Annotated in this window: 16 protein-coding genes and 2 tRNA genes; 17 read left to right on the top strand and 1 reads right to left on the bottom strand. The window is 59.0% G+C overall.

Annotated elements, in window-relative coordinates:
- The first annotated feature begins 68 nt into the window (after positions 1 to 68).
- Both carB and greA read left to right on the top strand, forming a co-directional pair.
- Entirely contained in the window at positions 69 to 3299 is a 3231-nt protein-coding gene (carB, locus tag BQ9846_RS04980) for a carbamoyl-phosphate synthase large subunit (protein ID WP_075879544.1), read from the top strand.
- A complete protein-coding gene (gene greA / locus BQ9846_RS04975) occupies positions 3296 to 3772 on the top strand; it encodes a transcription elongation factor GreA (RefSeq protein WP_075879543.1) in 477 nt (158 codons plus the stop codon). Before carB ends, greA begins: the two co-directional genes overlap by 4 nt.
- Before the next feature lie 115 nt (positions 3773 to 3887).
- On the opposite strand, the gene yhbY is transcribed toward greA, so the two are convergent.
- Positions 3888 to 4214, bottom strand: a complete 327-nt coding sequence (gene yhbY, locus BQ9846_RS04970) for a ribosome assembly RNA-binding protein YhbY (protein ID WP_075881646.1) — start codon at positions 4212 to 4214, stop codon at positions 3888 to 3890.
- 101 nt (positions 4215 to 4315) lie between these two features.
- Here yhbY and rlmE point away from each other — a divergent pair, with 101 nt between their 5' ends.
- The 15 genes from rlmE (at position 4316) to pnp (ending at position 20045) form a co-directional block, all read left to right on the top strand.
- Positions 4316 to 4963, top strand: a complete 648-nt coding sequence (gene rlmE / locus BQ9846_RS04965; protein ID WP_075879542.1) for a 23S rRNA (uridine(2552)-2'-O)-methyltransferase RlmE — start codon at positions 4316 to 4318, stop codon at positions 4961 to 4963.
- A gap of 229 nt (positions 4964 to 5192) precedes the next feature.
- Complete coding sequence (gene ftsH, locus BQ9846_RS04960) at positions 5193 to 7202, top strand: ATP-dependent zinc metalloprotease FtsH (RefSeq protein ID WP_075879541.1); 2010 nt, start codon at positions 5193 to 5195, stop codon at positions 7200 to 7202.
- 108 nt (positions 7203 to 7310) lie between these two features.
- On the top strand, positions 7311 to 8225 hold the full coding sequence (gene folP, locus BQ9846_RS04955; protein ID WP_075879540.1) for a dihydropteroate synthase: 915 nt from the start codon (positions 7311 to 7313) through the stop codon (positions 8223 to 8225).
- Positions 8225 to 9589 (top strand): phosphoglucosamine mutase, encoded by a 1365-nt coding sequence (glmM, locus tag BQ9846_RS04950; protein ID WP_075879539.1) that lies wholly within the window; start codon positions 8225 to 8227, stop codon positions 9587 to 9589. Before folP ends, glmM begins: the two co-directional genes overlap by 1 nt.
- A 63-nt stretch (positions 9590 to 9652) precedes the next feature.
- Entirely contained in the window at positions 9653 to 10402 is a 750-nt protein-coding gene (gene tpiA / locus BQ9846_RS04945; protein WP_075879538.1) for a triose-phosphate isomerase, read from the top strand.
- A 4-nt stretch (positions 10403 to 10406) separates the two neighbouring features.
- Complete coding sequence (gene secG, locus BQ9846_RS04940) at positions 10407 to 10772, top strand: preprotein translocase subunit SecG (protein WP_075879537.1); 366 nt, start codon at positions 10407 to 10409, stop codon at positions 10770 to 10772.
- A gap of 29 nt (positions 10773 to 10801) precedes the next feature.
- Positions 10802 to 10888, top strand: a tRNA-Leu gene (locus BQ9846_RS04935).
- 106 nt (positions 10889 to 10994) lie between these two features.
- Positions 10995 to 11071, top strand: a tRNA-Met gene (locus BQ9846_RS04930).
- 266 nt (positions 11072 to 11337) lie between these two features.
- Positions 11338 to 11799, top strand: a complete 462-nt coding sequence (gene rimP, locus BQ9846_RS04925; protein WP_075879536.1) for a ribosome maturation factor RimP — start codon at positions 11338 to 11340, stop codon at positions 11797 to 11799.
- A gap of 70 nt (positions 11800 to 11869) precedes the next feature.
- Positions 11870 to 13384 carry a transcription termination factor NusA gene (nusA, locus tag BQ9846_RS04920; protein WP_075879535.1) on the top strand — a complete coding sequence of 505 codons (1515 nt, stop codon included), beginning with the start codon at positions 11870 to 11872 and terminating at the stop codon, positions 13382 to 13384.
- A 27-nt stretch (positions 13385 to 13411) separates the two neighbouring features.
- Positions 13412 to 15967, top strand: a complete 2556-nt coding sequence (gene infB, locus BQ9846_RS04915; RefSeq protein WP_075879534.1) for a translation initiation factor IF-2 — start codon at positions 13412 to 13414, stop codon at positions 15965 to 15967.
- Between the two features lie 18 nt (positions 15968 to 15985).
- Complete coding sequence (rbfA, locus tag BQ9846_RS04910; protein ID WP_075879533.1) at positions 15986 to 16390, top strand: 30S ribosome-binding factor RbfA; 405 nt, start codon at positions 15986 to 15988, stop codon at positions 16388 to 16390.
- Positions 16390 to 17313, top strand: coding sequence for a tRNA pseudouridine(55) synthase TruB (gene truB, locus BQ9846_RS04905; RefSeq protein WP_075879532.1), 924 nt, complete (start codon positions 16390 to 16392; stop codon positions 17311 to 17313). Before rbfA ends, truB begins: the two co-directional genes overlap by 1 nt.
- Before the next feature lie 127 nt (positions 17314 to 17440).
- Positions 17441 to 17710, top strand: coding sequence for a 30S ribosomal protein S15 (gene rpsO / locus BQ9846_RS04900; protein WP_075879531.1), 270 nt, complete (start codon positions 17441 to 17443; stop codon positions 17708 to 17710).
- A gap of 172 nt (positions 17711 to 17882) precedes the next feature.
- Positions 17883 to 20045: a polyribonucleotide nucleotidyltransferase gene (gene pnp / locus BQ9846_RS04895; protein WP_075879530.1), complete on the top strand. Its 2163-nt coding sequence runs from the start codon at positions 17883 to 17885 to the stop codon at positions 20043 to 20045.
- Positions 20046 to 20075: the final 30 nt, after the last annotated feature.

Genomic DNA, 20075 nt, shown 5'->3' with positions numbered 1-20075 from the left:
TTGCGGACCACTGCGCGAAAACCGTTTTAGATTCGTCGTTATTCGTCACCATTTTTGCGGGAACCGATATGCCTAAGCGTACCGACATACAAAGCATTCTGATTATTGGCGCTGGCCCGATCGTGATCGGCCAGGCCTGTGAATTTGATTACTCCGGCGCGCAGGCGTGTAAAGCGCTGCGTGAAGAGGGTTACCGCGTCATTCTGGTCAACTCCAATCCCGCCACCATCATGACCGACCCGGCAATGGCCGACGCGACCTACATCGAGCCGATCACCTGGCAGGCGGTGGAAAAGATCATCGAAGCCGAGCGCCCCGACGCCGTTCTGCCCACCATGGGCGGGCAGACCGCGCTCAACTGCGCCCTGGAGCTCGATAAGCACGGCGTGCTGGCCAAGTACGGCGTGGAGATGATCGGCGCCAACGCCGATGCCATCAACAAAGCCGAAGACCGCGATCTGTTCGATAAGGCGATGAAAAACATCGGCCTGGAGTGCCCCAAAGCCAAGGTGGCACATACCATGGCCGAGGCGTGGGAGATCCAGGGCGAGCTCGGCTTTCCGGTGATTATTCGCCCCTCCTACACCATGGGCGGCTCCGGCGGCGGCGTGGCTTACAATAAGGAGGAGTTTGAGGAGATCTGTGGCCGCGGTTTTGATCTCTCCAATAACCATGAGCTGTTGATCGATGAGTCGCTCTTGGGGTGGAAAGAGTACGAGATGGAGGTCGTGCGCGATAAAAACGATAACTGCATTATCGTCTGCGCGATTGAAAACTTTGACCCCATGGGGGTGCATACCGGGGACTCGATCACGGTGGCGCCGGCGCAGACGCTGACCGATAAAGAGTATCAGATCATGCGCGACGCAAGCCTTGCGGTGCTGCGCGAGATCGGCGTCGAGACCGGGGGCTCTAATGTGCAGTTCGGCGTCGACCCGAAAACCGGGCGCGTCGTGGTGATCGAAATGAACCCGCGTGTTTCGCGTTCATCGGCCCTGGCGTCGAAAGCGACCGGCTTCCCGATTGCCAAAATCGCTGCCAAGCTTGCGGTAGGCTACACCCTGGACGAGCTTTCCAACGACATCACCGGTGGCGCCACACCGGCTTCCTTCGAGCCGTCCATCGACTACGTGGTCACCAAGATCCCGCGCTTCACCTTCGAGAAGTTCCCCCAGGCTAATGATCGCCTGACCACGCAGATGAAGTCGGTGGGTGAGGTGATGGCGATTGGCCGCACCTTCCAGGAGTCGCTGCAAAAAGCGCTGCGCGGCATGGAAACCGGCAATGACGGGCTGGATCCGGTCGTGACCGAGTTCACCGACGAAGCCGTGGCGCTGATCAAGGGCGAGCTGCAGGCCGCCGGCGCCGAGCGTATCTTCTTTGTCGCCGACGCCATGCGTTCGGGGATGAGCGTCGATGACGTCTTCGCGCTGACCAATATCGACCGCTGGTTCCTGGTGCAGATCGAGGATTTGGTGCTTACCGAGCAGGCAGTGGCCAAGCGCTCGCTGTCGGAGTTTTCCGCCCGCGAGCTTTATCTGCTCAAGCGCAAAGGCTTCAGTGATGCCCGCCTGGCGCGCTTGTTGGGCGTGTCGGAAAAGGAGTTCCGCAAGACGCGCCAAAAGCAGGGCATTCGCCCGGTCTATAAGCGGGTGGATACCTGCGCCGCCGAGTTTGCCTCCGATACCGCCTATATGTACTCCACCTATGAAGAGGAGTGCGAGGCAGAAGTGTCGGATCGCCAGAAGATCATGGTGCTCGGGGGTGGCCCCAACCGTATCGGCCAAGGCATTGAGTTTGACTACTGCTGCGTTCACGCCGCCTTTGCCATGCACGATGACGGCTATGAAACCATCATGGTTAACTGCAACCCGGAGACCGTTTCCACCGATTACGACACCAGTGACCGCCTCTATTTTGAGCCAGTGACGCTTGAAGACGTGCTCGAAATCGCGGACAAAGAGCAGCCGGTCGGCGTGATCGTGCAGTTTGGCGGCCAAACACCGCTCAAACTGGCACGGGAACTCGAAGCGGCGGGCGTGCCGATTATCGGCACCACGCCTGATGCCATCGACCGCGCCGAAGACCGTGAGCGCTTCCAGCAGATGATCGACAAGCTGGGTCTCAAGCAGCCGCCCAACGCCACCGCGCGCAGCTTCGAAGACGCTTTCACCAAGGCTGAGAAAATCGGCTACCCGCTGGTCGTGCGCCCAAGCTACGTGCTGGGTGGCCGTGCCATGGAGATCGTTTACGACGCCTCCGAGCTTGAGAACTACATGACCCACGCGGTTAAGGTCTCCAATGATTCGCCGGTGCTGCTCGACCACTTTTTGAGCGCGGCGATCGAGATTGATATCGACGCGGTATCGGACGGCCAGCAAGTGGTAATTGGCGGCATCATGCAGCACGTCGAGCAGGCGGGGGTCCACTCCGGTGACTCCGCCTGCTCGCTGCCGCCCTATTCACTGCCGGCCGAGGTGCAGGACGAAATGCGCGAGCAGGTCAAGCGCATGGCGGTGGAGCTGGGCGTTAAGGGGCTAATGAACGTCCAGCTCGCTTGGCAGGACGGCGAGATCTATGTGATCGAGGTCAACCCCCGCGCCTCGCGTACCGTGCCGTTTGTCTCCAAGTGCATTGGTACGTCGCTCGCTCAGGTGGCGGCGCGCTGCATGGCGGGTAAAACCCTGGCCGAGCAGGGCTTCGAGCGCGAAATCGTGCCGCACTTTTATAGCGTCAAAGAGGCGGTCTTCCCGTTCAATAAGTTCCCCGGCGTTGACCCCATCCTGTCACCCGAGATGAAGTCCACCGGCGAAGTAATGGGCTCGGGCGCTACCTTCGCTGAGGCGTTCTTTAAGGCGCAGCTTGGCGCGGGCGAGGCGATCCCCGCGCTTGAAGGGCCGCGCAAGGCGTTTCTCTCGGTGCGCGAACCGGACAAGGAAGGGATTATCGAAGTCGGGCGTTCTCTGCTAACATTGGGCTTTACGCTATGTGCCACACGCGGTACGGCAGCCGCACTGGAAGCCGCCGGCCTGAGTGTGACGCACGTCAATAAAGTTTACGAAGGCCGCCCCCATATCGTCGATCTGTTGAAGAACGACGAAATCGCCTACATCGTCAATACCACTGAGGGTCGCCAAGCGATCAACGACTCTTCAGTGATTCGCCGTACTGCTCTCGCGCGCAAGGTGCCCTATGCGACCACCTTGGCGGGCGCTAATGCTGTTTGTATGGCGCTAGAGTACGGGCGGGAAATTACGGTGCGGCGCCTTCAGGAATTGCATGCAGGAGCAAGTCAATGAATAAGGTCCCGATGACTGTCGCGGGCGAAAAAAGTCTTCGTGATGAACTCAATCATCTTAAGGGTGAAGCGCGCCCCCAGGTGATCGCGGCCATCGCTGAAGCACGTGAGCACGGCGACCTTAAGGAAAACGCCGAATACCACGCGGCGCGCGAGCAGCAGGGGTTTATCGAAGGGCGCATTCAGGAGATCGAGAGCAAGCTCTCCAGCGCCCAGGTCATTGATGTCACCAAGCTGCCCAAAACCGGCAAAGTGATCTTCGGAGTGACCGTCGAGCTTTTAAACCTCGATACCGATGAGGAAGTCACCTATCGCATCGTCGGTGAGGATGAGGCCGATATCAAGGCGGGCCGTATTTCCGTCACCTCACCCATTGCGCGTGCGCTGATCGGTAAGGAAGAGGGTGATGTGGTCGTGGTGAAAACCCCGGGCGGCGACGTCGAGTACGAAATCGAGAGCGTCGAGCACATTTAACCGCGTAAGGCTCTCCTCGCTTCTCAATGCAAATCGCCCCGCTGGCAGCAGCGGGGCGATTTGTTTAAGAAGAGCGCTCAATCAACGCGAAGGTTCGCGTCAGAGTCACGAGCCGTTAGCGGCGCCCGTGGTGATTCTCAAAGCGGGTGATGTTGGAGAGCTTTGGGTTGGCTTGCGGGTTGTGACGGTAAAGAAGCGCCACTTTGCCGATGCTCTGGACCTGTTCGGCTTGGCTGGCGTTAAGCAGCTCGACCAGCATGGCGGCGCGATCCTCGCGTTCGGGCAGGGCGAGCTTCACTTTGATCAATTCGTGGTCGCGCAGTGCGCGCTCAAGCTCCGCGAGCAAGTTGTCTGAAACGCCGTTTTCAGAGACGGTCACGACCGGGTTGAGGTAGTGGCCAATGCTGCGGAATGCTTTCTTTTGTGCCTGTGACAAGCTCATGGTATCTTGCGGTATCCCAAGTTTGCGCTTAACGCTCCATCTTACGGCGAAATGCCGCGAGGTGAAAGCGCTCATCCCGACTTCTACGATTAGATTCCTCCATGCAGCAAAAGCCCAAAGGCGGTAAACGCCTCGCAAGTAAAGCCAGCGGCAGCTGGATGAAAGAGCATTTTGATGATCCCTACGTCAAGCAGAGCTGGCAGGACGGCTATCGCTCCCGGGCAAGCTATAAGCTTCTGGCGCTGGATGAGAAGGATAAGCTCTTTCGCCCCGGGATGACCGTGATCGACCTCGGCGCCGCGCCGGGGGGCTGGAGTCAGGTGGCCGCGGAGAAGGTTGGCCCCGAGGGGGTGGTGATCGCCTCGGATATACTCGACATGGACGCCTTGGCCGGCGTTGACTTTATTCAGGGCGATTTCACCGAAGAGAGCGTGCTTAATGCGATTCTCGAACGGCTCAATGATCGCCCCGTTGACCTTGTTATGTCGGACATGGCCCCCAATATGAGTGGTATGGCGGCGATTGATCAGCCACAGGCGATGTATTTGGTGGAGCTGGCGCTGGAACTTGCCCGGGATACGCTCTCGCCCGGCGGTCGCTTCGTGGCCAAGGTGTTTCAAGGTGAAGGGTTTGATGCGTACTTAAAAGCGCTGCGCGACGACTTCAAAAGAGTGGTCACGCGTAAGCCGGAGGCATCACGGGCGCGTTCGCGAGAAGTCTATTTGCTCGCGGATGGATTTAACGGTTAAAACACGGCGTGCCGGGTTAAATGAAAGATAGCGATGCGCTATCAGCCCGATTGCCAGACAGGCGGTTGCGATATGTGCCACAGTACGCTTATGAAACACTAACGTTGATACGCACGTGGCATGACAGGCCCAAAGCGCATGCGCTTTGGCAATGGTTGAACGCTTGATGCTGGTGTATGGTCTCAGTATCGAACGTTAACTGACAGATTTTTGTAATGAGGGTAGCCCCTTGAACGATATGGCAAAGAACCTGATTTTGTGGTTGGTCATTGCGGCCGTGCTGCTGACAGTGTTCAACAACTTCAACACCGAAAGCGCGCCTCAAACCATGAACTATTCCCAGTTCGTGCAGCAGGTGCAAAATCAGCAAGTGCGTAGTGTCACCATCGATGGCTATACCATCAATGGCGAGCGCACCGATGGTTCGTCGTTCCAAACCATCCGCCCGGCGGCGGAAGACCCTAAGTTAATGGACGATCTCCTGGCCAACGACGTGACCGTCGTGGGTAAAGAGCCCGATCAGCAGAGCATCTGGACGCGGCTGCTGATTGCCAGCTTCCCGATTCTGCTGATCCTGGCCATTTTCATGTTCTTCATGCGCCAGATGCAGGGCGGCGCCGGTGGGGGTAAGGGCGGCCCGATGAGTTTTGGTAAATCCAAGGCCAAGCTGCTCTCAAACGACCAGATCAAAACCACCTTTGCCGACGTCGCCGGCTGTGACGAAGCGAAAGAGGAGGTCGAGGAGCTCGTTGACTTCCTGCGCGACCCGAGCAAGTTCCAGCGTCTAGGGGGCACGATTCCTCGCGGCGTGCTGATGGTGGGTCCGCCCGGGACAGGTAAAACCCTGCTCGCTAAATCGATCGCCGGCGAAGCCAAAGTGCCGTTTTTCTCGATCTCGGGTTCCGACTTCGTGGAAATGTTCGTCGGTGTGGGTGCCTCGCGTGTTCGCGATATGTTTGAGCAGGCGAAAAAGCAGGCCCCCTGCATTATCTTCATCGATGAAATCGACGCCGTGGGCCGTTCGCGCGGTGCCGGCATGGGCGGCGGTAACGACGAGCGCGAGCAGACGCTCAACCAGCTCTTGGTCGAGATGGACGGTTTCGAGCCGAATGAGGGCATCATCGTTATTGCCGCGACCAACCGCCCCGACGTGCTCGACCCGGCGCTTCTCCGCCCGGGCCGCTTTGACCGTCAGGTCACCGTCGGTTTGCCCGATATTCGTGGCCGCGAGCATATTCTCGGCGTTCACCTGCGCAAGGTACCGCTGGCGGATGACGTCAAGCCACAGCTGATCGCCCGCGGAACGCCCGGCTTCTCCGGTGCCGACTTGGCCAACCTGGTTAACGAAGCCGCCCTGTTTGCCGCTCGCGGTAACAAACGCCTGGTTAGCATGGAGGAGCTTGAGCAGGCCAAAGATAAGATCATGATGGGCTCCGAGCGCAAGTCCATGGTCATGACCGACAAGGAGAAGCTCAACACGGCGTATCATGAGTCGGGCCACGCTATCATCGGCTTGGTGATGCCGGAGCACGACCCGGTTTATAAGGTGACGATCATTCCGCGCGGTCGAGCGCTGGGTGTCACCATGTTCTTACCCGAAGAGGATCGCTACAGCCTGTCTCGTCAGCAGATTATCAGCCAAATCTGCTCACTGTTCGGCGGCCGTATCGCCGAGGAGATGACGTTAGGACCCAACGGCGTGACCACCGGGGCGTCCAATGACATCAAGCGCGCCACGGAGTTGGCGCACAACATGGTCGCTAAGTGGGGCTTTTCCGACGAGATGGGGCCGATCATGTACGACGAGGACGAGTCGCACCAGTTCCTCGGTGGCCCTGGTCAGGGCGGCTCCAAAATGAAGTCGGGTGAGACAACCACGCGTCTCGATAAAGAGGTGCGCAAAATCATCGACGGCTGCTACGAGCAAGCAGAGAAGATTCTCCAAGAGAATCGCGATAAGCTCGACGCCATGGCGGAAGCGTTGATGAAGTACGAAACCATTGATTCCGATCAGCTCAAGGACATCATGGAAGGTCGCGATCCACGCCCACCGGAGGGCTGGAACGACGGTGACTCTTCAGGCGGCGGCTCGCCGGTAGGCAAGGATAAAGAGAAGCCCTCAGAGCAGGCGCACGACGACGCACCGCGCGCAAGCGACGGAGATGACGATGGCGACGAGGACGATGAAGAGCCGAGTCGCCGCCCGTCTGATCCCTTGGGCGGTCCAGCAGGCTCTTAAACCTAGGCTTGCCCCAGGTAAGCAAGCCCCGCAAAGGCGCCCCACTCGGGCGTCTTTTTGTTATCCTGGCAGTCGACATTATCGACGCTTTCCCTACTAGGCTTTTGCATGACTTCAAATCCTGCTTCTTACCGCGCGACCAACGAGGTCTCCCACCTGCGCTGCGGTCGCCACTGGCTTGATCTCTCCTTTCCCCGCGTGATGGGGATTCTCAATGTGACGCCTGACTCTTTTTCCGACGGCGGCCAGCACAACGCGTTGGACGATGCGCTGCGTCACGCCGAGCAGATGCTGGCGCAGGGCGCGGCGATCATTGATGTAGGCGGAGAGTCGACCCGGCCGGGTGCGGCGTCGGTCAGCGAGCAGGAGGAGCTCGATAGGGTTGCGCCGGTGGTTGAGGCGCTGGTGCGCGAACTCGACGCGCTGGTGTCGGTGGATACCAGCAGCGCCCAAGTCATCCGAGAAACCAGCGCGCTCGGTGCCGGAATGATCAACGACGTACGCTCGCTGGAGCGCGAGGGCGCGCTCGCGGCGGCGGCGGCGAGCGCTCTACCGGTCTGCTTGATGCACCGTCAGGGCGAGCCGCAGACCATGCAGCAGTCACCCCACTATAGCCGCCCGATCGAGACGGAAGTGGCCGAGTATCTCGCCAAGCGCATTGAGGAGTGCGAAGCCGCCGGGCTTAAGCGCCATCGTTTGCTGATCGACCCGGGCTTTGGCTTTGGCAAGACGGTCGAGCATAATCTGCGCCTGCTGAAACGCATGGACACCCTACAGGCGTTGGCGCTTCCACTGCTGGTGGGGATGTCGCGCAAGAGTATGATCGGAAAAGTGTTGGGCCGCCCGGTGGAGGAGCGCCTGCACGGTGGGCTTGCGCTCTCGGCGTTGGCCGTGGAGCGCGGAGCCAGCATTTTGCGCGTTCACGATGTGGGCGCCACCGTGGATGCCGTGAACATGACCTGGGCGGTCCTTCAGGAAGGCTGTTTTCAAGACGGCAGTTTTAAACATCAGGAGGAGGCGTGATGGCACGTCGCTATTTTGGCACGGACGGTATTCGCGGCACGGTGGGCCAAGCCCCGATCACCGCCGATTTCATGTTGAAGCTGGGCTGGGCGGCCGGGCAGGTGCTGCGCCGCCCATCGGGCCGCACCCGGGTGTTGATCGGAAAAGACACACGCATTTCGGGTTACATGTTTGAGTCGGCGTTGGAGGCGGGGCTCTCGGCCGCCGGCGTTGACGTGGCGCTGCTCGGGCCGATGCCGACACCCGGGATTGCCTACCTGACCCGCACCTTCCGCGCCGATGCCGGGATTGTCATTTCCGCCTCGCACAACCCCTTCGCCGATAACGGCATCAAGTTTTTCTCGGCCGAGGGCAAAAAGCTGCCTGACGAGGTCGAAGATCGCATCGAGACGATGCTGGATGCGCCCCTGACCACGGCTGACTCCGTGCAGCTAGGCAAGGCGATGCGCATCGACGACGCCGCCGGCCGCTATATCGAGTTTTGTAAGTCCACCCTGCCGGATCGGTTGAGCCTGCACGGTCTGAACGTGGTGCTCGACTGCGCGCATGGGGCGACGTACCACATTGCGCCCAATGTGTTTCGCGAGCTGGGTGCCGAGGTGAGCGTTATCGGGGCCACGCCAGATGGGATGAATATCAACCAGCAGGTGGGCTCGACCCACCCGGCGGCGCTGCGCGCGGCGGTGATACAGCAGGGCGCGAACTTGGGCGTTGCCTTTGATGGCGATGGCGACCGTGTGCTGATGGTTGACGCCGACGGTCGGGAAGTCGACGGTGACGATATCCTCTACCTGATTGCTCGGGATCGCTATAAACGCGGCCTGTTAAAAGGCGGCGTCGTGGGTACGCTGATGACCAACTTTGGCTTGGCGATGGCCTTGGAAAAAATGGGCATTCCCTTTGAACGTGCCAAGGTAGGTGATCGCTTTGTCATGGAGCGTATGGCCGAAAACGACTGGGAGCTTGGCGGGGAGTCCTCGGGCCATGTGGTATGCGGCCATGCGCAGACCACGGGCGATGGCATTGTCGCCGCGCTTCAGGTGGTGGCGATGATGGTGCGCGAGAAGAAAGCATTGCCGATGCTGCTGCGCGGCCTGGAAAAAGTCCCCCAGGCGCTGGTGAACGTGCGCCTGGCGCCAGGGAGCGAGGCAAAAGAGCTCATGGCGTCCGACGCTTTGCAGCAAGCCGTGGCCAAGACCGAAAGCGAGCTTGGAGGCGAAGGGCGGGTGCTGTTGCGCCCCTCCGGCACTGAACCTCTGATTCGTGTCATGGTGGAAGGGCGTGCGCATCTGGATGTGGACGGCATGGCGCAGTCGCTAGCCGATCAGGTACAAGCGCTGCTCGGGCCGCACACCGCGACTTGACAGCGGTTGTTTTGCGCAGTCCGCTCCTATACCATTTCGGCCCACCATGAGTGAGGATACCCCATGCGAACGCCCTTAATTGCCGGAAACTGGAAGATGAACGGCTCCGCTGAGTTGATTCATGCCTTCGGTGAGCGTTTTCGTGATGCGACACTGCCCGAAGCACTGGATATCGCGGTGATTCCGCCCTACCCGTATCTCGATGCCGCGCGTCACGCCTTCCACGGCACGCCGCTTAAGCTCGGGGCGCAAACGCTAAACCCGCTAAACGCCGGCGCGCATACCGGGGAAGTGAGCGGGCGTATGCTCAAAGAGTTTGGCGTGGCGTATGTGTTGATCGGACACTCTGAGCGTCGCCAGCTCTACCGCGAAACAGATGATCACGTTTTGGCGCGCGCGCTAGCGGCGCTTAATGTCGGCATTACGCCTATTTTATGCGTGGGGGAAACCCTTGAAGAGCGTGATAGCGGCAGCACCATGGAGGTGGTGTTGCGCCAGGTGGGGCATGTGATGGCCCGCCTTGAGCCCGAGCAGCGTGAGCAGGTGGTGATCGCTTACGAACCGGTATGGGCGATCGGCACCGGGCGCACCGCGACCCCGGAGCAGGCGCAAGACGTAATGAGCGGTATTCGCGCGTACCAAGGAGAATTTGATACACAGCTGGCACAGCAGCTGCGGCTCTTGTACGGCGGCAGCATGAATGCCAAAAACGCGGCTGAGCTACTCGCGCAGCCAGATATCGACGGCGGTCTAGTGGGCGGTGCCTCGCTTAAGATCGATGACTTCCACGCTATTTGTCAGTCAGCAGGATAACTCCATGCAAGTTGCAATTTTAATGGTTCATGTGGTGATTGCGATCGCCCTGGTGGTTTTGATCCTGCTTCAGCAGGGGAAAGGCGCTGAAGCAGGCGCTGCCTTTGGTGGCGGTGCCTCGCAAACGGTCTTTGGTTCGCGCGGCAGCGGCAACTTTCTGGCGCGCTTCACCGGCGTTCTGGCAGCAGCGTTTTTTGTGACCTCCATGGCGTTGGCGTACTTTGCGACCCAGGCCGGGCAGGCGCCCGAAGCGGGTATTCCCGACGCGCGCATTATTGAGCAACAACAAAGCGTTCCAATGCTTGACGAAGGCGAAGAAAGCATGGATAATGCCGCGCCAGTGCTAGAGGAAAGCAGCAGCGAGCAGTAAAGCGCTGTTTTTCAATAGCCTCCCCTGATGCCGAAGTGGTGGAATTGGTAGACACGCTATCTTGAGGGGGTAGTGACCTTACGGTCGTGCGGGTTCAAGTCCCGCCTTCGGCACCATCTGAAGCGCTGGTACGCCAGCTTCCCAGATCAGGATTGGCACCAAAGACGAAAACAGACCTTGACGAAATGTTGTTAAGTGTCTATTATTGTCCACCTAGATTGATGCGGGGTGGAGCAGTCTGGTAGCTCGTCGGGCTCATAACCCGAAGGTCATCGGTTCAAATCCGGTCCCCGCTACCATTTCAATCAACGCCGATTGGCTTTGCCAGGCAAACGATAAAAGCGTTGATGGTAAAGATGGTATACAGGTTTCTCTAAAAAGCCCCTTCCTGTGAAGGGGCTTTTTGTTAGCAGCTGTTTTGTTATGGCTGCTGACGACAGTATCTCACTAGCGGATGTCTACCGGGTTACCGGAGACACGTTTCCGGGTAACGCCAATCAGCCACCTAGCTTTCTTATCAACTCCTGGCCAGGTGCCTGATGCAACGGCTATAGGAGCTTTGTCTGTGGCCACAAAACACGCTGCGCTTTATGCGCTGATCGAACCCGTTGTTACTGCCATGGGCTTTGAGCTATGGGGTATCGACCACCTTTCCCAGGGTAAGCATTCGCGTCTGGTGATCTACATTGAGCGCGAAAGCGGTGTTAGCGTCGAAGACTGCGCTGATATCAGTCGCCAAGTGAGCGCCGTGTTGGATGTTGAAGACCCTATCGCCGGTGAGTATCGGCTGGAAGTCTCGTCGCCGGGTATGGCGCGCCCCCTCTATACGCTCGATCACTTTGCACGTTTCCAGGGTCACCAAGTGGCACTGAAATTGCGCATGCCCTTTGATGGTCGACGCAAGTTTAAGGGGCTGCTAGCCGGGATTGAGGGCGATGAAGTCCTGCTTCAGTTTGAGGGAGAAGAGTACTGCTTCCCGATTGAAAGCATTGATCAGGCTAACATCGTGCCTCAGTTTGACGACTGAGCGGGTGACGCGACCGGCGGAAATGCCGGGCTTTTGCACATAAGGACAGGTTTTCTGGCGAGGCAAACGCATGAGTAAAGAAATTTTAATGGTCGTTGACGCGATCTCTAACGAGAAGGGTGTCCCCCGCGATGTCATTTTTGAAGCGGTAGAAGCGGCGCTAGCCAGCGCATCGCGTAAGCGCTTTGACAAAGAAGAAGCGAATGTGCGCGTGCATATCGATCGGCGCACCGGTGATTACGAAACGTTCCGCTACTGGACGGTGGTCGAGGACGACGAGTTCGAAACACCCGACTACGAGATCAAAGAGAGCATCGCCGAACAGCGTGATCCACCGCTGAAACTGGGCGATGTGGTCGAGCAGAAGATTGAAAACGCTGAATTTGGCCGCATTGCCGCACAGACGGCTAAGCAAGTCATCGTGCAGAAAGTGCGCGAGGCAGAGCGCGCGGAAGTAGTGCGCCAGTACGCTGACCGTGAAGGCGAGTTGGTGGCGGGGATTGTCAAAAAGACCACACGCGATGGCTTGGTGATCGATCTGGGCGATAACGCGGAGGCGTTCTTGCCGCGCAACGAAATGATTCACGGCGAACGCTACCGCATGAACGAGCGGGTGCGGGCGCTTTTGGTTCAGGTTGACCCGGAAGCGCGCGGCGCGCAGCTTCTGCTGTCGCGCACCTGTCCCGAGCTGATTATTGAGCTGTTTAAAATCGAGGTGCCTGAAATCGCCGAGCAGCTGATCGAGATCAAAGGGGCCGCTCGCGACCCCGGTTCACGCGCGAAGATCGCGGTGAAAACCAACGATCGGCGTATCGATCCGGTTGGCGCTTGCGTGGGCATGCGCGGCTCGCGTGTTCAGGCGGTGTCGTCTGAGCTGCAAAATGAGCGCGTGGACATCGTGCTATGGGACGACAACCCAGCACAGCTAGTGATCAACGCCATGGCGCCGGCCGATGTGGCCTCGATTCTGGTTGATGAAGACGCTCACGCGATGGATGTCGCAGTGGCGCAGGACAACCTTGCGCAAGCGATTGGCCGTAGCGGACAGAACGTACGCCTTGCTTCTGAACTGACCGGCTGGCGTATCAACGTCATGACCGAAGAGGAGTCCGAAGCGAAGCGTGAACAAGAGATCGATAGCCTGGTAGATACCTTCGTTCACCAGCTCGGCGTGGATGAGGATGTGGCCCGCCTGCTGGTTGAAGAAGGGTTTACCACGCTGGAAGAAGTTGCCTACGTGCCGCTTGACGAAATGCTGGAAATCGAAGAGTTCGATGAGGCACTGGTCGAGGAGTTGCGCGCACGGGCTAAAGACGAGCTGCTGACGATGGCAATCGCCTCAGAAGAAGCGCTAGACGGTGCCCAGCCGGCAGACGACTTGCTAGAAATGGACGGTATGGAGCGTCACCTGGCCTTTATCCTGGCTAGCCGTGGCATCGTCACCATGGAAGATCTCGCCGAGCAGTCTGTCGACGATCTGGTCGATATCGAGGAGTTGGACGAAGCGCGCGCAGCGGCACTGATCATGACTGCCCGTGCGCCCTGGTTCGAAGACGACACCACATCCGATTCGAACACACAGTAAACAGGTCACGGGCTGAGGAGGGTCAAGATGTCAGATATGACAGTGAAAGATTTTGCAGTAAAGGTGGGGCGCGATGTCCCTCGCCTGCTGGAACAGATGAAAGAAGCCGGGCTTGCGCACCGTTCGGAAACCGATGCCGTTTCCGAAGAGGATAAGCGCACCCTGCTCAACTACTTGAAAAAGAGCCACGGCGGTGAGGGTGATAGCGGTAAAAACCGCATCACGCTAACGCGTAAAACCCGCAGCAAGATCAAAACGGGTGAGCGTGGCAAAACCATCGAAGTGCAAGTGCGTAAGAAAAAGACCTACGTCAAGCGCTCCGAAGAGGAACAGAAGCCCAAGGCGCCGGAACCCAAACACGCTGGTCCTCGCCAGCTGGTAGGGGATATGGCCCAGGCGGAAGCGCAGCGCAAAACCCGCGATGCTGAAGAGCGTGAAGCGGCGCAGGCAAAACGCAAAGCGGAAGAAGCCGAACGCAAACAGGCCGAAGAGCAAGCCAAGCAGGAAGCGGCGGCGAAGCAAAAAGCCGAGGTGCCGACCGAGCTTGATATTCCTGTGCCGGAGCTGGAAGAGGCCAGCGAACCGGTGGCAGAAGAGCCGCCGGCACCGCCCAAGGAGGGTCGCAGCGACCGCCGTACAGCACCGCCCAAAAAGGCGGCAGCGAAGAAAAAAGGGCGTCGTGACGATGACGATGACCGCAGCGACCGCGAAGAGCGTCGCCGTGGTGGCGCTAAAAAAGCCAAGCGTTCCGAGCGTCGCGGTGGCCGTCGTGGCGGTGCAAGCCAAAGCGGTAACGGTAAGCACGGCTTCCAGAAGCCGACGCAGCCAATCGTGCGCGAAGTATCGATCCCCGAATCGATCAGCGTGGCGGAGCTGGCCGACAAAATGTCGATCAAGGCGAACGAAGTCATCAAGGCCATGTTCACCATGGGGGCGGCCGTGACCATCAACCAGACCATCGATCAGGATACGGCCGCGATCGTGGTGGAAGAGATGGGCCACAAGCCCAAGCTGGTTAAGGATGATGCCCTGGAGACCGAGGTGCTGGAAGGTATCTCCTACGAGGGTGAGGAGATTACCCGCTCACCGGTCGTCACCGTGATGGGCCACGTCGACCACGGTAAGACCTCGCTACTGGATTATATCCGTGAAGCAAAAGTCGCCACCGGTGAAGCCGGCGGTATTACCCAGCACATCGGTGCCTACCATGTGGAAGATGAGCATGGCGGTGTGACCTTCCTGGATACACCCGGCCACGCGGCGTTTACTGCCATGCGTGCCCGTGGTGCTCAGGCCACCGACGTGGTGATTCTGGTCGTGGCGGCCGACGATGGCGTAATGCCGCAAACCATCGAAGCCGTTGAGCACTCTAAAGCCGCCGGCGTGCCGATGGTGGTGGCGGTCAACAAAATCGACAAGCACGGCGCCGATCCAGATCGGGTGAAAAACGAACTCTCTCAGCACGGCGTTATCTCCGAAGAGTGGGGCGGCGATACGCAGTTCGTTCACGTCTCGGCGAAAAGCGGTGAAGGCATCGAAGAGCTTCTTGAAGCGATTCAGCTGGTCTCCGAAGTGCTTGAGCTTACCGCCGTACCGGAAGCGCCGGGCAAAGGCGTGGTGGTCGAGTCGCGCTTGGATAAAGGGCGTGGCCCGGTAGCCACCGTGCTGGTACAAAACGGCACGCTGAAAAAGGGCGATATCGTCCTGGCGGGCCTGCACTACGGTCGCGTGCGCGCGCTGACCAACGAGCTAGGCAAGCAGGTGGATGCCGTTGGCCCGGCGATGCCGGTCGAGATTCAGGGCTTGGACGGCACTCCGGATGCCGGTGACGACTTCATGGTGCTGGCGGACGAGAAGAAAGCCCGCGAAGTGGCTAACTTCCGCCAAGGTAAATACCGCGAAGTGCGCCTGGCGCGTCAGCAGAAAGCCAAGCTTGAGAACATGTTCAGCCAGATGGGCCAAGACGAAGTGGCCAAGCTCAACATCGTGCTCAAGGCCGACGTGCAAGGCTCGCTGGAAGCGATCAAAGGCGCTCTCGAAGAGCTCTCCACCGGTGAAGTGGAAGTGGCGGTGGTCTCCTCCGGCGTCGGCGGTATTACCGGCACCGATGCCAACTTGGCGCTCGCCAGTGACGCCATCGTGGTGGGCTTTAACGTCCGTGCCGATGCCGCTGCCCGCGAGATCATTGAGCGTGAAGGCCTGGATCTGCGCTACTACAGCGTGATCTACCAGCTGATCGACGAGGTGAAGCAGGCCATGAGTGGCATGCTGGCACCGGAGTGGAAAGAAGAGATTGTCGGTGTGGCCGAAGTGCGCGATGTCTTCCGGGCGCCCAAGATTGGCGCGGTGGCAGGCTGTATGGTGGTCGAAGGTACCGTCCACCGTAACAAGCGCATCCGTGTGCTGCGTGACAACGTGGTGATCTACGAAGGCGAGCTCGAATCCTTGCGCCGTTACAAAGATGACGTGCAGGAAGTGCGCAGTGGCGTCGAGTGTGGCATCGGGGTGAAGAACTACAACGATGTCCAGGTCGGCGACAAAATCGAAGTCTTCGACCAAGTGAAGGTCGAGCGCAGCCTTTAAGGCTGTCGGGAGTTTTGCATGCGCGAATTTAAGCGTACCGACCGGGTAGCCGACCAGCTCCAGAAGGAGCTGGCGGTACTCATCCAGCGCGAAGTGAAAGACCCGCGTCTGGGCATGGTCACGGTCAGCGGCGTGGACGTCAGCCGCGACCTGGGCTACGCCGATGTCTACATTACCCTGCTAGGTGAGCAGGCGCCGGAGCGGATCAAAGAGAACCTGCAGGTGCTAAAGCGTGCTGCCGGGTTCTTGCGCAGCCAAATTGCCAAACGCGTCAAGCTACGCCACGTGCCCGAGCTGCGCTTTCATTACGATGAAAGCGTGGTGCGCGGTCAGCAGTTGTCATCGTTGATTGATGAAGCGGTGGCGAGCGACCGCGACCGCCAAGGCGATGACGACGAGGTGGATGGCGAGGAGACGCGCTAATGGCGCGTCGCCGCCGAGGTCTGCCGGTCAACGGCGTGCTCTTGCTGGACAAGCCGAAAGGGATGTCGAGCAATCACGCCCTGCAGCGGGTGCGCCGTCTGTATCAGGCGCAGAAGGCCGGTCACACCGGCACGCTAGACCCCATGGCCACCGGTTTATTGCCCATCTGCCTAGGCGAAGCCACCAAGTTTTCGTCCCACCTGTTGGAGGCGGATAAGGTATATCGCACTCGCGTCGAACTCGGGGTGATCACCGATACCGGCGATGCCGAAGGCGAAGTGCTTGAGCGCCGTCAGGTGCCGGCGCTTTCCGATGCGGATATCGAGGCGGTGATCGCGCGCTTTCGCGGCGAGATTGAGCAGGTACCGCCGATGTACTCGGCACTGAAACATCAGGGTAAAAAGCTTTACGAACTCGCCCGGGAAGGCAAGCACGTTGAGCGTGCAGCACGGCGCATAAGCGTGTATGATGCGCGCCTGCTGTCGCGAGATGGAAACGCTTTTGAGCTGGAAGTCAGCTGTAGCAAAGGCACGTACATTCGCACATTAGCGGAAGACATTGGCCAAGCGCTTGGCGCTGGTGCGCATATCAGCGCGTTAAGGCGACTCAAGACCGGGCCGTTTGGCGTGGAGACTTTTGGCACCCACACGATGTGGACGCTGGAAGCACTCGAAGCGCTAACGGGCCAAGAGGCAAAAGAAGCCGAGCTGATGCCGGTGGATGTGCTGGTCGAGCATTTACCGTCGCTTGAAGTGGCGGAAAGCGACTATCAGCGTTTGATCCATGGGCAGTCCGTTCACCTCGATGTCGCGTCGTTGGGTGTCGATACGCTGATACGGCTTTATCACGGCAAGGCGTTTATTGGCCTTGGCGTGGTAAAAGGTGCCGAGGAAGTGGCACCCAAGCGGCTGTTGGTCTCTTGATCAACTCTCTTGATCAACTAAGGCCGCCGCGTAAACGTAACGTTTGCGCACCATGCACGACTGAGACTGCAAATATGCGTGGTCTCACCCATTCATTTATTAGGCATATTGCTTACTGGAGAGACAGATGGCATTAACTGCTGAACAGAAAGCCCAGATCGTCGATGAGTACGGTCGCGGTGAAAACGACACCGGTTCCCCGGAAGTGCAAGTGGCTCTGCTGAGCGCCAACATCAACGGCCTGCAGGATCACTTCAAAACCAACAAGCAGGATCACCACTCTCGCCGTGGCTTGATCCGCATGGTTAACCAGCGTCGTAAGCTTTTGGATTACCTCAAGCGTAAAGATTTTGAGCGTTATCAGTCGCTGATTCAGCGTCTGGGTCTGCGTCGCTAAATCTTTACCGGCGAAGAGAGTCAAAACGGGCAGCTCCTTGGGAGCTGCCCGTTTTTCTATGGCGGCTCGTCTGTGACGTGTCTGTGAACAGAGAAGCGGTGGCCCTAAGACGCTCCAGCGCCTAGAATAGTGGCGAGTCAAAACGACCCCACGAAAAGACAAGTTGATATTAATGTTAAAGGAAGTTGCCGTGAATCCGGTTAAAAAAACGTTCCAGTACGGTCGCAGCACCGTCACGCTCGAAACCGGGCGTATTGCCCGCCAAGCCACCGGTGCCGTGATGGTCACGATGGACGAGACCGTCGTACTGTGTACCGTGGTGGCGAAAAAGGAGGCGAACCCTAGCCAGCCCTTTTTCCCGCTTTCGGTGCATTACCAAGAGAAAACCTATGCCGTGGGCAAGATTCCCGGCGGCTTCTTTAAGCGTGAAGGGCGCCCCACCGAGAAAGAGACGCTGACTTCAAGGCTAATCGACCGCCCGATCCGCCCGCTCTTTCCTAAAGGGTTTATGAACGAAGTCCAGGTCATCTGTACCGTTCTCTCCACCGACCGTAACCACGACCCCGATATTGCCGCGATGCTCGGCACCTCGGCGGCGCTGGGCATTTCCGGCGTGCCGTTTAACGGCCCGATCGGTGCAGCGCGGGTCGGCTTCAACGAAGAGCAGGGCTATTTCCTCAACCCCACCGTTGAAGAGCTGACCGGCTCTGAGCTCGACATGGTCGTGGCCGGCACCGAGAAAGCCGTGCTGATGGTCGAGTCGGAAGCCAAAGAGCTTCTTGAAGACGAAATGCTCGGTGCCGTGCTTTACGGCCACCAAGAGATGCAGGCCGCCATCACCGCCATCAACGAACTGGTCGCCGAGGCAGGCAAGCCGCGCTGGGAGTGGCAGCCGGTACAAGAGAACATCGCGCTGAAAACCGCCATTGCCGACGCCTTTGAAGCCAAAGTGGGCGATGCCTACCGCATTACCGACAAAATGGCGCGTCAAGACGCCTTGGCCGCCGCGAAAGAAGAAGCCCTTGCGCAGCTTGTCGCCGTCGAAGGCGAAGTAACGGAAGGCAAATTCCCCGTTGATGAAGTGAAAGGGGCGTTCGCTAGCTTGGAAAAACGCGTGGTACGCTCGCGCGTGGTCAAGGGCGAGCCGCGTATCGACGGCCGCGATAATCAGACGGTACGTCCGCTCGCAATTGAAGTCGGCACGCTGCCCAAGACCCACGGTTCCGCCGTCTTCACCCGCGGCGAAACCCAGGCCATCGCCATTGCGACCTTGGGTACCCTGCGTGACTCGCAGCTGATCGAATCGCTGGAAGGCGAGCGCAAAGATCGCTTTATGCTGCACTACAACTTCCCCCCGTACTGCGTGGGCGAAGCGGGCTTTATGGGCGGGCCGAAGCGGCGTGAAATTGGCCACGGCCGGTTGGCGCGTCGCGGTGTCCAGGCGATGCTGCCGTCGGAAGACGCCTTCCCCTATACCATCCGCGTGGTCTCGGAAATTACCGAGTCCAACGGCTCAAGCTCCATGGCCTCGGTATGCGGCTCTTCACTGGCGCTGATGGATGCCGGCGTGCCGCTCAAGGCGCCGGTGGCGGGTATCGCCATGGGCCTGGTGAAAGATGAGGACGCTTTCGCGGTACTGACCGATATCCTCGGCGATGAAGACCACCTTGGTGATATGGACTTCAAAGTGGCCGGCTCCGAAGAGGGCGTGACCGCGCTGCAGATGGATATCAAGATCGAGGGTATCAACGAAGAGATCATGGAAACGGCACTGCACCAGGCGCACAAAGCGCGCTTGCATATTCTGGAGCAGATGAACACGGTGATCAGCCAGAGCCGTACCGAGGTTTCCGATAACGCCCCGTCCATGGCGACGATCAAGATCGACCCGGATAAGATTCGCGACGTCATCGGCAAAGGCGGCGCGACGATTCGCAAAATCTGCGAAGACACCGGCGCTTCTATCGATCTGGACGACGACGGCACCGTGCGTATCTACGCCGAAGATAAACGCGCTGCCAAAGCGGCTATCGACACTGTACTCGCGATCACGGCGGAAGCGGAAATCGGCAAGCTCTACAAGGGCAAGGTCGTGCGCATCGCCGACTTCGGTGCTTTTGTGAACATCATGCCGGGCACCGACGGCCTGGTGCATATTTCGCAGATCGTGCCGGAGCGTGTTAACAACGTGCGTGATTACCTCAACGAAGGCGACGAGGTCGTGGTGAAGGTGCTCGATATCGATAACCGCAACCGCGTGAAGCTCTCGATGAAGGAGATCACCGAAGAAGAGAAGGCGGCGTTTGAGGCCGAGCAGGCGGCAACCGAGCTGTAAAGCCCGGTTTTTCTCCTCTCTTAAACACCC

It is taken from the genome of Vreelandella massiliensis, from assembly GCF_900155385.1.
GTDB classification, from domain to species: domain Bacteria; phylum Pseudomonadota; class Gammaproteobacteria; order Pseudomonadales; family Halomonadaceae; genus Vreelandella; species Vreelandella massiliensis.
The sequence above is the reverse complement of the archived record's forward strand: the minus strand, read 5'-3'. Positions and strand labels throughout refer to the sequence as shown.